Origin of the sequence: Rhizomonospora bruguierae (genome assembly GCF_018397995.1) — a bacterium.
GTDB lineage: Bacteria > Actinomycetota > Actinomycetes > Mycobacteriales > Micromonosporaceae > Rhizomonospora > Rhizomonospora bruguierae.
In genome coordinates this window covers 25,336-38,084 of the sequence record NZ_BBQH01000055.1, presented here as the reverse complement: position 1 = coordinate 38,084, position 12,749 = coordinate 25,336, and the positions used below count along the sequence as shown (strand labels likewise).

General features: G+C 67.3%; 14 protein-coding genes and 1 pseudogene. 5 read left to right on the top strand and 10 right to left on the bottom strand.

The annotated features are described in order from the left end of the window. Together KJS59_RS24155 and KJS59_RS24150 are read right to left on the bottom strand one after the other, a co-directional pair. Positions 1–202: pseudogene (locus KJS59_RS24155) on the bottom strand (transcriptional regulator); the annotation flags it as partial. A 347-nt stretch (positions 203–549) separates the two neighbouring features. Beyond that, complete coding sequence (locus KJS59_RS24150; protein WP_213455258.1) at positions 550–798, bottom strand: hypothetical protein; 249 nt, start codon at positions 796–798, stop codon at positions 550–552. Between the two features lie 381 nt (positions 799–1,179). On the opposite strand from KJS59_RS24150, the gene KJS59_RS24145 reads away from it, so the two are divergent. Next, positions 1,180–1,782, top strand: a complete 603-nt coding sequence (locus KJS59_RS24145; RefSeq protein WP_213455257.1) for a helix-turn-helix transcriptional regulator — start codon at positions 1,180–1,182, stop codon at positions 1,780–1,782. Next, positions 1,779–2,108: a divalent-cation tolerance protein CutA gene (cutA, locus tag KJS59_RS24140; RefSeq protein ID WP_213455256.1), complete on the top strand. Its 330-nt coding sequence runs from the start codon at positions 1,779–1,781 to the stop codon at positions 2,106–2,108. The genes KJS59_RS24145 and cutA overlap by 4 nt, the downstream gene beginning before the upstream one ends. Positions 2,109–2,672: 564 nt before the next feature. Here the strand turns inward: cutA and KJS59_RS24135 are convergent. The 6 genes from KJS59_RS24135 to KJS59_RS24110 all read right to left on the bottom strand — a co-directional run bounded on the left by KJS59_RS24135 (position 2,673) and on the right by KJS59_RS24110 (position 6,702). Beyond that, positions 2,673–3,143: a hypothetical protein gene (locus KJS59_RS24135; RefSeq protein ID WP_213455261.1), complete on the bottom strand. Its 471-nt coding sequence runs from the start codon at positions 3,141–3,143 to the stop codon at positions 2,673–2,675. A 171-nt stretch (positions 3,144–3,314) separates the two neighbouring features. Next, a complete protein-coding gene (locus tag KJS59_RS24130) occupies positions 3,315–3,692 on the bottom strand; it encodes an HNH endonuclease (RefSeq protein ID WP_213455255.1) in 378 nt (125 codons plus the stop codon). Next, complete coding sequence (locus KJS59_RS24125) at positions 3,689–3,934, bottom strand: transposase family protein (RefSeq protein ID WP_213455254.1); 246 nt, start codon at positions 3,932–3,934, stop codon at positions 3,689–3,691. The genes KJS59_RS24130 and KJS59_RS24125 overlap by 4 nt, the downstream gene beginning before the upstream one ends. A gap of 229 nt (positions 3,935–4,163) precedes the next feature. Next, positions 4,164–4,526, bottom strand: a complete 363-nt coding sequence (locus KJS59_RS24120) for a hypothetical protein (protein ID WP_213455253.1) — start codon at positions 4,524–4,526, stop codon at positions 4,164–4,166. Positions 4,527–4,530: 4 nt separating this feature from the next. Continuing rightward, positions 4,531–5,598, bottom strand: a complete 1,068-nt coding sequence (locus KJS59_RS24115) for a hypothetical protein (protein ID WP_213455252.1) — start codon at positions 5,596–5,598, stop codon at positions 4,531–4,533. Between the two features lie 234 nt (positions 5,599–5,832). Next, positions 5,833–6,702, bottom strand: coding sequence for a hypothetical protein (locus KJS59_RS24110; RefSeq protein WP_213455251.1), 870 nt, complete (start codon positions 6,700–6,702; stop codon positions 5,833–5,835). Between the two features lie 446 nt (positions 6,703–7,148). On the opposite strand from KJS59_RS24110, the gene KJS59_RS24105 reads away from it, so the two are divergent. Next, a complete protein-coding gene (locus tag KJS59_RS24105) occupies positions 7,149–7,856 on the top strand; it encodes a PP2C family protein-serine/threonine phosphatase (RefSeq protein ID WP_213455250.1) in 708 nt (235 codons plus the stop codon). Positions 7,857–7,928: 72 nt separating this feature from the next. Here the strand turns inward: KJS59_RS24105 and KJS59_RS24100 are convergent, their stop codons facing one another. Beyond that, positions 7,929–9,134, bottom strand: coding sequence for an acyltransferase family protein (locus KJS59_RS24100; RefSeq protein ID WP_213455249.1), 1,206 nt, complete (start codon positions 9,132–9,134; stop codon positions 7,929–7,931). A 339-nt stretch (positions 9,135–9,473) separates the two neighbouring features. Here KJS59_RS24100 and KJS59_RS24095 point away from each other — a divergent pair, with 339 nt between their 5' ends. Continuing rightward, a complete protein-coding gene (locus KJS59_RS24095) occupies positions 9,474–10,511 on the top strand; it encodes a right-handed parallel beta-helix repeat-containing protein (RefSeq protein WP_213455248.1) in 1,038 nt (345 codons plus the stop codon). Between the two features lie 19 nt (positions 10,512–10,530). Further along, entirely contained in the window at positions 10,531–11,394 is an 864-nt protein-coding gene (locus KJS59_RS24090; protein WP_213455247.1) for an Fpg/Nei family DNA glycosylase, read from the top strand. Here KJS59_RS24090 and KJS59_RS24085 read toward each other — a convergent pair. Next, positions 11,348–12,730 carry an FAD-dependent oxidoreductase gene (locus KJS59_RS24085; RefSeq protein ID WP_376771252.1) on the bottom strand — a complete coding sequence of 461 codons (1,383 nt, stop codon included), beginning with the start codon at positions 12,728–12,730 and terminating at the stop codon, positions 11,348–11,350. The two genes, KJS59_RS24090 and KJS59_RS24085, sit on opposite strands and share 47 nt — an antisense overlap. Between the last annotated feature and the right edge of the window lie 19 nt (positions 12,731–12,749).

Sequence of the window (12,749 nt, the reverse complement as noted above, 5' to 3'; positions counted from 1 at the left end):
TTTCTTGGATGATGAAGAACCCAAACTCGGCATCGGTCGCCGCGTCCAGCACCACCCGAGACGCGGCCCGGCAATGCACCGATGGCCATCGGTGGATTCCGTGCTCCAACCGGCCGACGTACCCGGCATCGACGCTGAGCGTGCGCCTTGCGCGCTCGGACAGGTACGCGGCGATCGCCTCGACCAGCTCCTGCCGCGACATCGGCCGACCCGACCCAGACGGGGAAAGCCGCGCCCGCCGAGCGTTGCACAACAGTTGGGTTGGACCTGCTTGATACGCCACTATGGATGTCCGTCCCCTGGGATATGTGGTTGTCGTTGGGCAGGCACGGGTCAGGCAAGCGGTACGCGTACTCCGCAGCGGTACGCGTTCCCCCTCTCCTATCCCCGCCTGCGTGGTGGGGCAGGGCGCGTCGCACCCGGCTGCCGACGAGGCAGCCGACAACGCGATCTTGGCCGCCACCTCATGCGCCGCAAACGGGCCGAGTACTTTGCGCTCCACGCACGGCCCGTCACCGCTGGACGCCACGTGATAGGTCACCGTGCTGATCACGGCCGGGCATGAGAACCACCCGGCCGAAGTCGCACCCCGCTCACGCGCACGGATACGGGGCGTGGTTGTTGGCAGATCTGCGTACCGTCCCGCCGCAGTTCCAACCCTTCAAGATCAAGCCACGCGTCATCGGCCGTGTGTTGCCGCTGCCCGATCCGGGTCAGGCGCAAGATCAGTGGGCCAATGCCGTACCGGTAGTCGCGGTCATCCACCTCGATGACATCGCCGATCCTGAGTGTGGTCATCGGATGTGCCTCAGGTGTTGAGGGGTGAGGTCACTTGTCGTCGTGGCGCCGCAACGCGGGCACCACCGAGCCTTGACCTTGAACGACCACAGCCCCGCGAGGTAGCCCACCAGCGACGCGGTGAGTACGGCTCCGAACAGCATTGCAGATCGACCTCCTCGGGCACGGTTGATCACCGCTGGCAGTTTCGGGCCGGTTTGGGTGACCGGACCGTCGTACTCCCCAACCCTTCTGTCCTATCGGTCCCCTAGCGGGGACTCATTCGTCCCTTCACTATCGGACCAGTGAGTCCCCCGAGTCAAGGACTGATTAGTTCGTAAGCGGACCAGCGGGTCCGCTTGGTTGGGACCAAGAGGTCCCGGGAAGATGGAGGACGTGGAGATGTCCGAGGTACTGAGGCGACGCCGCACCGAACTCGGGATGTCGCAGGCCGATCTGGCCACGGCGGCAGGCGTCGACAAGCGGCAGATCCGCCGCTACGAGGCCGGCGAGCAGCAGCCGGTCCTGTCCGTCGCGGTCGCGATCGCGAACGCGCTGAAGATCTCCGTGGGGGAGCTGGCCGGCATCCCGAGCCACGAGGTCAACCTCACCGGCGACTGGTGGGCGTCCTGGCAGACGTCCAAGGACGGCGAGGAAGTCATCACCCTGCAAGAGACCCGGTTCCGCCAGCAAGGCGAGCTGATCAGCGTGGAGACCACCACCCGAGGCGTCTCCGTCGAGGACGGCGGCTACCACTGGCGCGGCGAGCTGCGGCTGTGGGACAACGAGATCCTGATGGGCTGGTACGCCGCCGACGACGACTCGATCCGCTCCAAGGGCACGATGTACTTCGTCCTACACCCGCACGGCCAGTACATGTCCGGCCGCTGGGTCGGCCTCAGCTACGACGGGAAGATCGTCACCGGGTGGGGCGCGATGGCCCGCACCGCCGAGGACGCCCGCAACACCATCACCACGCTCAAGGAACAGGACGGCGCACCGTGACCGACGAAGTCTGCGAAGTTGTCATCACCGCCCCGGACGCCGACTGGCTCGCCCAGTTCACCCGCGCCCTGGTCGACGACCGCCTAGCCGCCTCCGGCCACAACATCACGCCCATCCGATCCATCTACCGATGGCAAGGCCAGGTCTACGACAAGACAGAGGCGCGGGTGGCCCTACACACCCGCGCCGCACTCGTCCCCGCCATCATCGAACGCACCAACCGCGACCACCCCTACAAGGTGCCCTGCGTCATCGCCACGCCAATCGTGACAAGCAACCCTAGATACCATCGCTGGATTTTGGACCAAACCAGCGAAGCAGCGTAAATTCCGGCCCTAACCTCGGTCACCACCGAGGCTGGTCCAACATGTCCCCATTTACCCAAGGGCCAAACACTTGCGCTGCCTGTTGACCATCCACGACTGCCACGAGATCCAAGAGAAGAAAGCGACAATACACCACCAGGTTGCTAAGAAGCTCTAGGGCGGGTTTCGACTCGTTTCCGACCTGGACCACGGCGGAATAGGTGACGTCGAAGCGTCCGGAAAGCCTCTTCATGGGGTCCATTGCGCTACCCGAGATCAGTAGTGCGTCATCCTCTAATGGGGCTACGTGGAAGTTCCGTACCGGCGGGACATTTCGTTCTGCGGCAGCTTCGTCGTAGAACTCGACGGCATCGTCGCTAGTTAGATGTTGCATACTGGCGAGAACTCGAAGCGGAAGACGGTGCTTGTCCTGGATGTCTAGGTCATGCAAGAGCTGCAGGCCGTTCTGCGTGGTTCCGGGATCTGACTCAGAGAATGGCTGCCAATCGCGTATGCGCTCGGCTATGCCGGCAGGAACCCACGGCCCCGGCGTTGTTCGAGGGTGTCCGGTTTGATCATGGTTTGTTAAATGCCGTAGACGGCGAAGACATCGCTGCGGTTGTGTAGGTCGCGGCGGGCGTGGGCGATGTTCGCGCGTCCGGCGAGGCGGAAGGTGTTGAGGGATAGGTTGCGGTAGCTGGCCATCGCGCGGGGGGCGGTACCGGTGTGCAGCTGGGAATCGTCCTCGTGGAAGGTCACGTCTCTGGTCCAGTGGAGACGGTTTTCCACGGCCCGATGGCCCCGGGCGTAGGTGTTGAGGTGGTGCGGGCCGGCTTGGTCGGCGTCGAGGCTGACGATGCCGTGGATGACTTCTTTGCTGGTGCGGACTCCGTCGAGGCCGCCGGTGTCGCGGCAGAGCCGGAAGACTTGCCGGGCGCCGGGGAACAGGGCGTCGTCGCAGGGCGCGACGCGCAGCGTCCGGCGTTCGGTACGCCCGTGTCCCCGGTCGGCGTCGACGTTGGTGTGGTCGGCGAACTCGGTGTCGGTGCCGGACAACAGTGCTTGGGCGGCTTGGAGTGCGAGGGGCGTGAGGTAGGTCGCGAGGCGAGGTGCCAGCCGGTGTTGGCTGGTCCTTTTCCTGCGGCCTCCTCCCGAACCGGGCGGGCGGGCTTTCCCCGCGCCCGGCTCTCCGGTGGTCTTCTCCGTGACCGGCGAGTGTTCGCGTCGTTAGTGGATGGAGCTGTGGCACCGGTCGCAGACGATGAGGCTTTTGCGACGTTTGGTGCTCATGAGCTTCGCCCACTTGGGCGCGTCGGCGTGCCCTGGCGGTTCGAGGTCTGCGAGGCGGCGGACGTGGTGCACGGTGATGTTCTCCGTGCCGCCGCAGATCTCGCAGACCCCGGTCAGCAGTCGTTCGATGAGCTGCCGTCCGGGGCGGCGGGGGCTGGGGACACGGTCTTGGAGGACCGCGTTCTTCTGCCTCCGTAATGGGATACCGCCGAACCGCGCGACCAGTGGTGGTCGGCCCGGGCGCACGAGGTTGGCCTCGAAACACCGGCGTTTGCCGTGAGGGGTTTCGATGGTGGACTTGTAGCGGTCCCTCATCGCCCACGGTGTCGCGCGGTGTTTGGCAGACAGGGGATCGCCGTGGACGAACGGTAGCCGACCACCACCGCGCACGCCGCGGCGGCGACCACCGTGGCCAGACGATGCCGTAGCCCACGCTCCGCCCGTGGATCCGGCAGCTGCTCCAGCACCGCCAGCAGCCCCGATTGCGGAACCTGCTCCCCGACCGTCGCCGATGCAGGAGACAACGACGAGATCAGCGATGATGGCAGCGCGGGCATGGTCCTTCTCAGAGGCATCGGTAGGTGTAGGAACCCCATGGTCTTCTGAACGGTCATGTCCGCCCTGCCATCGACGGAGAGGGCGCGTCTACATCAACATCTCAAGCCGGACACGCATTGACTACTTTGTCGGGCCCTGCTACATCTCCTTGCCCAGGCGTTGCTGTTCATGGCAGACGAGCGATGCCCGCTCAAACAAGTATCCGAAGTCAAATCGAGACCGCGGCGGCTACTTCGCTGAAGGCAGCGCAGCGTCTTTGGGGGAATTGCGTCGGCGAGAGAGCACCAGCTGCACCAATGCGACTACGCCAAAGCCCAGTGCGCAGGAAAAGAAGAAACCGGACAAGATGAGATATGGGCCAAACCGGCCAATAGGATCGTCCCTGACCCCATCTTGGATGTCGAAATAGTGCCGAACCTGCCATGCCGTGGGTATACCGGCCGCGAGGCCGATCGCGAGGCCCGCAACCAGCGAAGCGGCGCCGCCTGGACGCCGATTATGGACCGCCCGAACCGCCTGGACCGAGGCGAACATCGCCACTGCCGTTATGGCGGTCAGCAACACCAGGACTCCGAACGTAGGTGTTGTCATGCTGCTACCTTTCTTTTGGTGGCAGGCATTCCGCTAAGCCATCGAAACTGGAATGTGACTTGACGTCTACCTGAATCCATCGTGGGCGCGCGTTGGATGGAAAGTACTTTTGGACCAGATGGTCCGGTGTGACCGAATCGCTGCGCGAGGTTACGACACACATGTTATCGGTCGCGATCGAGAATGACGTTACGCCGCCTTGCCGGCCTCGGTTCAGCCCAGAGCATGGCGCATATCGGGCCGTCAGGACTCCCCTGACCGTGCTGGTAGACGGAAAGCCTTCTTCCGCGAGACCTCCCGTAACATTGCAGATCTCCTCTAGCTCGCTGAGGAGGCCAAGGGCAACAGAGTCCGCTCCGTATCGACCCCAGAGGCTGTCAGATAATTGGCCTACAATTTCTGGTCCCTGCGTCACGAAGAGCTGTTCGTACTCAGCAAGGCTCGCATCGTCAACATAACCGAATGCGACCTTGGCAGACGCTAAGTCGAAGGGGGTAACAGGCACACTTCTGGCCGCAACCGGCAAAGGCAGTTCCAGCGTTGGAAACACGTCAAGCCCGGCGATCTTTTCGACACGAGCATCAATGAGACGGTCGAGTGGTGCACCTATTGGATATGGATGGATCAGAGCCACAAATGCCAGCTGAGCACCCTGGAGATAAGAAAGTCTGACACCTCCCCATGAGTGCCCCACGAATCCGTGGACCTTAATGCCTTCTTTCCGCACGACGGCGTCTATTGCCTGGCGATAGCTCGCCGGCGTGAATCCCCATCTGCCCCCCACAAGATCGCATGAAGAATGGATCGCCGCTCCTGCGGATATGATACCTTTCGATGCCCGTACGGCGTTGTAGAACCCCGTCATCGCTGCCTTACAAGAGTCGTCGACGGGTGCGGTCACCCATGGTTCCTCAAGCAGAAGAAGATTAAATGAGTCAACCTGAGGAAACACAGATCGGATGGTGCCCAAACGATCTTCTCCGGCGAGCGCGGCTATGCCGGGCCCACCAAAGTCGACGATGATCGTCTTGTCGGTTGCTTGATCTGATCGCTGGAGGTGATAACGCTGCATTCGACCAAAGGTCTCCACGGAAGAGCAGGGGCTCCTGGTGGGCTGCGTCTCACATGCTACGCGTTCAGCGTTGAAGGTGGGCGGTGGCTTTCCATCTACCGGCGGAACGGCACGTTCACATGCGCTTATGCCGACAACCGCACCAAGCAGAACAACGATCACCGCGGGCCGGGCTCGGCGCCGGACGCCGAAGCGTGCCCAGCACCGAGTCCAGTTTTCGTACATGATCACGGCTTACGACCAGCCCCCATCGTCCCAGCGGTAGTCGCTCCATGGGTCGCAGGTGATCCATGAACTGCACCACTGGGTCGACACCCACACATAGTCAGACCAAACCGGCACACTGGTGGACGAACGTGCGATGTACCCAGCAGCAGCGTCCACACGGTGCTGCTTCGCGCGAGAATCGCCTTCCCACCTAAGGCCAATAAGCGACGTCTTAGGAGTCGTGTCGAGCAACACAGTGTGATCGCTACACTTGCGGATCGGCGCAGACACACTCACGCTGCCGACACTGACAGTGAGGCTCCCCTGATCTGTGCAGTTGGATGTACCGACTGTCGGCTGCCAGTTTGTAGTTTGTTGGATACGGTCGTAGCCCTTCCATTGCCGAGACCTGATCGTTAGCTCCCTGAGGAAGTTCCCGTAGCCCGTCGCGTCTGCGGGGCTGCCCAGGGTGAACATCGCCCAGCGGTTGTAGACATAGTGCTGTGCGTTTGAGGTCGAACGCCACTTCTCGTAGCAGGTGTCGACTTTGTGATTCGCGAAATAGAAGCTGGGCACGCAGTTTCCGTTGTACTTGCCGTTCCAGTTGAGCGTCATGCCGTTGCCGATACCGCCCAAATAGCCTCCGCCGAAGCGCCTAGAAGTTGGCCCTCCGGTCGTATCGGCATCTCGTTCTACGGTCTCCAGCCCGGCCGCTGTGACGACGTCCCCGTCGCCTTTCCTGGCTTCGACATAGTGGATGTTGGTGGCCACCACGGACTCGTTGGTAACCAGGATCAGCTCTTGCCCCTTTAGGAACGGGTCAGCAAGTGAACTCACCCGGACAGTAGCGGCATCGACGAGAATTCCTGATCGCATCTGAGCGTCGATCGACTGCAACGCTCGTTTCCGGGCACTCGACTCGCCTGGCATTGACCGCAACGGCCGTGCGGCCGCTTGGAGCTGGTCGGCGGTGAATGTTACCGTGCGGAGTTCCCTTGCTGGTTCAGCAGCGGCCGGGCTGGCAGGCAGGACGCCGCCAAGTCCAATTGCGCTAGCGCATATCCCGGCGAAAAGCCGGCTCCGCATGGTCCGGTGGGCACGACTTCGTCCCATCTGATATCGCAAAATTTCCTCCCCGAAATTTTCGCGGCGGCAGACGTGCCACCGCGCCGTATCAAGATATGCACGGGCTCAGCACCCGTCAAGACCGACGTCGATGCGCGCCACGGCTGCCGGGGGCTGCCGGGGGCGCCAGGTGGCGGGAATGCGTAGCCGGCGGCGGCGTTTGTCCGCGCACTTGTCGGGCGCTGGTGTGTAGCAGGCGGTAGCGCAGCCGTTTTGAAGTGGCCGGCAGCTCACACGTCGGCCACGTGCGACGGCGAAACGAGGATGCCCTCTACATTGGCCGCTCACTGTTTGCCGTCGCGGACGGCCTCGGCGGCCATCCCGCCGGTGACGTTGCCAGCGCCACCGTCATCGAAACACTGCGGTCCCACGACAGAACCCTTGCCCCTGACGGCCTTCCCGCTGCCCTCGGACAGGCTGTCAACGCTGCGAACGAGGCCGTAGGACAGCGAATCGCGGCCGAACCTCAACTAGCAGGAATGGGCAGCACGCTCGTGGCACTGATGTGGTCCGAGACGGTTGCCGTACTCGGGTACGTCGGTGACTCCCGCGCTTACCTGCTGCGACGAGATGGCACAGGCGCCGAGGGGATGCGCCAGATCACCGAAGACCACACGTACGAGCACCTGGTCGCCGACGCGACCGACGTGCCGAACCTTCCCGAACGACTCTCCCGGTGGCTTGATGGTCGAGCCGATGGCCGATCGCCCGACATCACGAGGTGGAACCTCCTCCTTGGTGATCGCTTCATGCTGTGCTCCGATGGTCTGAGTTCGTACGTGCCGCATGACCTCATTGACGCGACTCTGAGTGCATCTGAGAATCCGCAGGTAGTGGCCGACAGGCTCGTATCCCTCGCTCTGGATCACGGCGGTCCGGACAACGTGACCGTCATCGTCGCCGACGTATCCAAGCGATCTCGCTAGCACCCAGCTCAATGCGGAGGTACGCCGTCACGTCCTCCACTCGGCCTCGCGGCAGCGGCCGGCCTTTCGTCCCTAGTAGACGGTGACGAGGTAGGCCGTGAAGGCGAGGGCGGCGAGCGCGGCGAGCACACGGAGGCGGCGACCGAGGGTGGGGCCCGGCGCCTCCCAGCGGCGGACCAGGGCGACCAGGCCGGCCAGCGCCGCTGCGAACACCGGCAGCCACGCGAGGCGGGCCGCGAGCCAGCCGATGCCCTCGGGGGAGGTGGTCAGGCCCGGCAGGGGCGGTCCGAGGGTGGCGCCCGCGGCGGAGACGGCCACCAGCGCGGTCTGGTGCCAACAGAAGACGCTCATCGCCGCCAGGTTCAGCGCCGCCACCGCCGCCCACGGCACGGGGCGTCGCAGCATGCGGTCCAGCGGGGCGGCGAGCAGGATCGCGGCGCCCGCCTGGGCCGCCGCGAGCGCCGGTACCAGCAGCGACGGCGGGTTGGAGTTGGACCGGGCGGTGCCCGGCACGCTGACCATGCTGAGCGGGTAGCGGAGCCACCCCACGAGCAGGGCGAACAGGGCGCCGCCGGCGAGCAGCAGGCTCCAGGCCGCGGCGCGGCGCACGCGCCCCCGGGCCCAGGCCACCCCGATCTGGTACGGGAGCAGCCAGGTCGGCAGCACGGTCAGGTACCCGAGCCAGGTGGCCCCCGGCGGCCCGTACCGGAGCAGGTCGACGACGGCGACCGCGGCGGCCATGGGCAGGGCGGCCCAGGCGCCGAGGCGGCGGTCGAGGCGGAGCGCGTACGGGGTGAGGGCGGTAAGGACCGCGTACACCGCGATGAACCACAGTGGTTGGACGAACAGGACCGCCCACGCCCGCAGGGTGCTCCCCGGCACGCCCGCCGCGGCGGCGACCGGCAGCGCCGCGCCGGCCAGCGCGGTGGCGGCAAGGACGGGTGCGCCGAGGCGGCGGAACCGGCGGCGCAGCCAGGCGCCGGTGGACTCGCCGCGGCCGTGCGCGCGGTCCAGGGCGCGGACCGCGGAGTAGCCGCCGACCAGGAAGAACAGCCCCAGTAGCTGGAATCCCCAGCTCGCCGGCGCCAGCCAGGGGAGACCGGCGAGGGTGCTGTGCACGGTCAACCCGCCGTCCGGCCCCGGCGTGAGCGCACCGACCAGCCAGTGCCCACACACGACACCGAGGATGGCCAGCGCGCGCAGCCCGTCGATGTGGCGTTCCCGGTCGGCTGGCGTCCGTTCGGCGATTCGTTCCGCGTACCCCCGTAGCGCCGTCATGCCCCGACGTTAAGGATCATGGTCGGCCCGAACGATCCGGCTGGCCACCCGGCCGATGGTAGGGCGGTCCTTACCCGTAAGGGTCTGCCCCGATCTCCCCTCCCTCGGCCGATCTTGGACTTGTGGTGCCCGGATCGCCCTGATCTGCGGCCTTTGATAGCCACCACAACTCCAAGATCGGCGGGCGGTTGCGGACGGAACGGTGATCGCCAGATCGGCGGGGGAGGGGCGGCGGGGTGTCGTGGGCCGGACAGCAGCGCTGGTTGACAGGGTTGACCGCCGATCAGCAGAGTCGAGCCGGGGCGATTCAGGGAAGATTCGGGGTGCGGCGGAGGTGCGATGAGGGTCGGAGCGGGCGGGCGCGGCACGGCGTTGGTCGCCGCCGGCGCGGGGCTCGCGGTCCTCGTCGGCGCCGGCCTGATCTGGGGCTGGACGCGTACCGGCGGCGGGCCGGGGAGCGGCGCGGGAGCCCTCCCGGCCGGGTCCGCCGGGCTCGCCGTGGCGGGGCCTGCCGCCAGCACGGCCACGGCCGGTCCGAGCCCGAGCCCGAAGCCGACGGCCAAGCCGTCACCTTCGCCGACGCCGCGCCGCTCGAAGAACGGGTTCCCGGACGCGTCCACGACGGGCGTGCCGCCGGGCACCAAGCTGCGGGACGTGGGCGAACTCACGATCACCAAGGCGGGCAGCACGATCACCGGCGTGCGTGCCAAGTGCATCATCATCCGGGCCAGCAACGTCACCGTGCGCAGGTCGCTGGTGCGCGGGGGATCGTGCGGCAGCGCCCGCCAGGTCGAGGTGGCGGAGAACGTCCGCAACGCGCTGCTGGAGGACGTGGAGATCGACGGCGCGCACGTGCACGCCCGGGGCGCCGGCCTCGGCGGGTCGCACTTCACCTGCCGCCGCTGTGACATCCACGGCATGGCCCGGGGCATCCAGCCCAACTACGACGCCGTGATCGAGGACTCGTACGTGCATGACCTGTACGGGACGTCGATCAGCGAGAACCTGGCGTTCTCCAGCAACGGTGGCGGCCGGTACGTGATCCGGGGCAACAACCTGGAGATGAACGACGTGCCGACCGGCGGCATGGCGCTCGGGCTGATCGGCGACTGGGGTCCGATCGACGACGTGCTGGTTGAGAACAACCTGTTCAACGGTGGCGGGTACGCCGTCTGGGGTGGCGACCCGGGCGAGACGACCGACAAGAACCCCGACTACTACGCCCGGAACGTCCGGTTCCTGAACAACGCCTTCGGCCGCAAGTTCTTCAAGAAGTGCGGGTACTACGGCCCGGTCGCCGCCTTCGACACGAAGGCCAAGGGCAACCGCTGGTCCGGGAACTACTGGCTGGACACGCGCAAGCCGGTCCCGCCGTAACGGGTACGGTTGGCGCGTCATGCCCGAGGGTCACACCATCCACCGCCTCGCCGCCCGGCACCGCGAACTGTTCGCCGGCCGCGCGCTGGTCGCCGCCAGCCCACAGGGCCGGTTCGCGGCCGGGGCGGCCACCCTCACCGGCCGGACCCTGCGGGACACCGAGGCGTACGGCAAGCACCTGCTGCACCACTACGCGGGTGACCTGATCCTGCACGTCCACCTTGGCTTGTACGGCCGGTTCGCGGACGGGCCGATGCCGTTCCCGGAGCCGGTCGGGCAACTGCGGCTGCGGCTGAACGACGACCGCCACTGGCTGGAGTTGCGCGGCCCGGCGGCCTGCGAACTGTTCGACCCGGCGCAGGCGGAGGCGCTGCGGTCGCGCCTGGGCGCCGACCCGCTGCGCGACGACGCCGACCCCGACCCGGCGTACGCGCGGATCGGCCGCAGCCCGACCCCGATCGCCGCGCTCCTGCTGGACCAGTCGGTGATCGCCGGCGCCGGCCTGATCTACGTGACCGAGGTGCTGTTCCGGGCCGGTATCCCGCCCACCAGGCCGGCCCGGGAGGTGACCCCACGCGCGTGGCAGGAGCTGTGGACGGACCTGCGCGCCCTGATGAAGGAGGGGGTGGCCCGGGGCCGGATCGACACCGTGCACACGGCGCACACGCCCGAGGCGATGGGCCGGGCGCCGCGGGTGGACCGGCACGGCGGCGAGGTGTACGTGTACCGGCGGGCCGGCCAGCCGTGCCTGGTCTGCGGTACCGAGGTGCGTACCGCCGGGCTGGCCGGGCGGAACTCGTACTGGTGCCCCGGGTGCCAGCCGGTGAAAGGCGGGGTCACCCGGGGCCGGTCATCTCCTCGACGGCCTTCCGCGCGGCGATGAGTACCGGGTCCCAGACCGGCGCGTACGGGGGCGCGTAGCCGAGGTCCAGGCCGGTCATCTCCTCGACGGTCATGCCGTTCCACAGCGCGACGGCGAGCGCGTCGATCCGCTTGGCGGCCTCCGACTGCCCGACCACCTGGGCCCCGAGCAGGCGGCCGCTGCGCCGCTCGGCGATGAGCTTGACGGTCATCGGCGCGCTGCCGGGGAAGTAGCCGGCCCGGCTGGTGGAGCGCACCTTGGCGGCGACGAACGCGAAGCCGGCGCGCTCCGCCTCGGCCTCCAGCAGCCCGGTCCGGCCGACCTCCAGGTCGCAGACCTTGGTCACGGCGGTGCCCGCCACGCCGGGGAACGTCGCGTACCCGCCGCCGATGTTGATGCCGGCGACCCGTCCCTGCTTGTTCGCGTGCGTGCCGAGCGGGACGTACGCCGGCAGTCCGGTCACCCGGTGGGTGGTCTGGACGCAGTCGCCGGCCGCCCACACATCCTCCACACCCGGTACCCGCATGCGCAGGTCGGTGGGGATGGCGCCGGTGGCCCCCAGGGGGATGCCCGCCTCCTCGGCGAGGGACACGTTTGGGGTCACGCCCAGGCCGAGCACCACCACGTCGGCGGGCAGGACGCCCCCGTCGGTCGCCACCGCGCTCACCCGGCCGCCGCTGGACTCGAGCCCGTGGACCGTCACGCCGGTGCGCACGTCGATGCCCAGCCCTCGCAGCGCGTCCGCGACCAGCGCGCCCATGTCCGGATCCACCGTGGACATCGGCTGGTCGGCGTGGTCGACCAGGGTGACGGTCAGGCCCCGGCGCACCATCGCCTCGGCCATCTCCACGCCGATGTACCCGGCGCCGACCACGACCGCCCGTTCCGGCCGCGGGTCGCCGTCCAGCCACTCCCGCAGGGCGCAGCCGTCGTCCAGGGTCTGCACCCCGTAGACGCCGCCGACGGCGGACACCGCCCACGGCGGCCGGAGCGGCGACGCGCCGGTCGCGTAGACGAGCCGGTCGAAGCCCATCCGGATCTCCCGGCCGCCCGGCCGGTCGCCGTCGAGGTCGACCGCCGTCACCTCGCGGGCCGCCAGGTCGACGGCCACCACCTCGTGCCGCGGCCGCACGTCGATCGCGAACTCGTCCCGGAACACCGCCGGGGTGCGGACCACCAGATCGTCCCGGTCACCGACCAGTCCGCCGACCCAGTACGGGATGCCGCAGGCCGAGTACGAGACGACGTGGGAGCGCTCGAACACCACGATCTCCAGTCGGTCCGCCGGGGCGTGCCGGCGGGCCTGCGAGGCCGCCGACATGCCCGCCGCGTCCCCGCCGATCACTACCAGTCGCACCGGCACAGTCTGACGGATA

Excerpts from the sequence above, each read along its gene's own strand:
- KJS59_RS24150 (WP_213455258.1), bottom strand. The coding sequence starts at position 798 with ATGACCACACTCAGGATCGGCGATGTCATCGAGGTGGATGACCGCGAC.
- KJS59_RS24145 (WP_213455257.1), top strand. The coding sequence starts at position 1,180 with ATGTCCGAGGTACTGAGGCGACGCCGCACCGAACTCGGGATGTCGCAG.
- KJS59_RS24130 (WP_213455255.1), bottom strand. The coding sequence starts at position 3,692 with ATGAGGGACCGCTACAAGTCCACCATCGAAACCCCTCACGGCAAACGC.
- KJS59_RS24125 (WP_213455254.1), bottom strand. The coding sequence starts at position 3,934 with ATGCCCGCGCTGCCATCATCGCTGATCTCGTCGTTGTCTCCTGCATCG.
- KJS59_RS24120 (WP_213455253.1), bottom strand. The coding sequence starts at position 4,526 with ATGACAACACCTACGTTCGGAGTCCTGGTGTTGCTGACCGCCATAACG.
- KJS59_RS24115 (WP_213455252.1), bottom strand. The coding sequence starts at position 5,598 with ATGCAGCGTTATCACCTCCAGCGATCAGATCAAGCAACCGACAAGACG.
- KJS59_RS24100 (WP_213455249.1), bottom strand. The coding sequence starts at position 9,134 with ATGACGGCGCTACGGGGGTACGCGGAACGAATCGCCGAACGGACGCCA.
- KJS59_RS24095 (WP_213455248.1), top strand. The coding sequence starts at position 9,474 with ATGAGGGTCGGAGCGGGCGGGCGCGGCACGGCGTTGGTCGCCGCCGGC.
- KJS59_RS24090 (WP_213455247.1), top strand. The coding sequence starts at position 10,531 with ATGCCCGAGGGTCACACCATCCACCGCCTCGCCGCCCGGCACCGCGAA.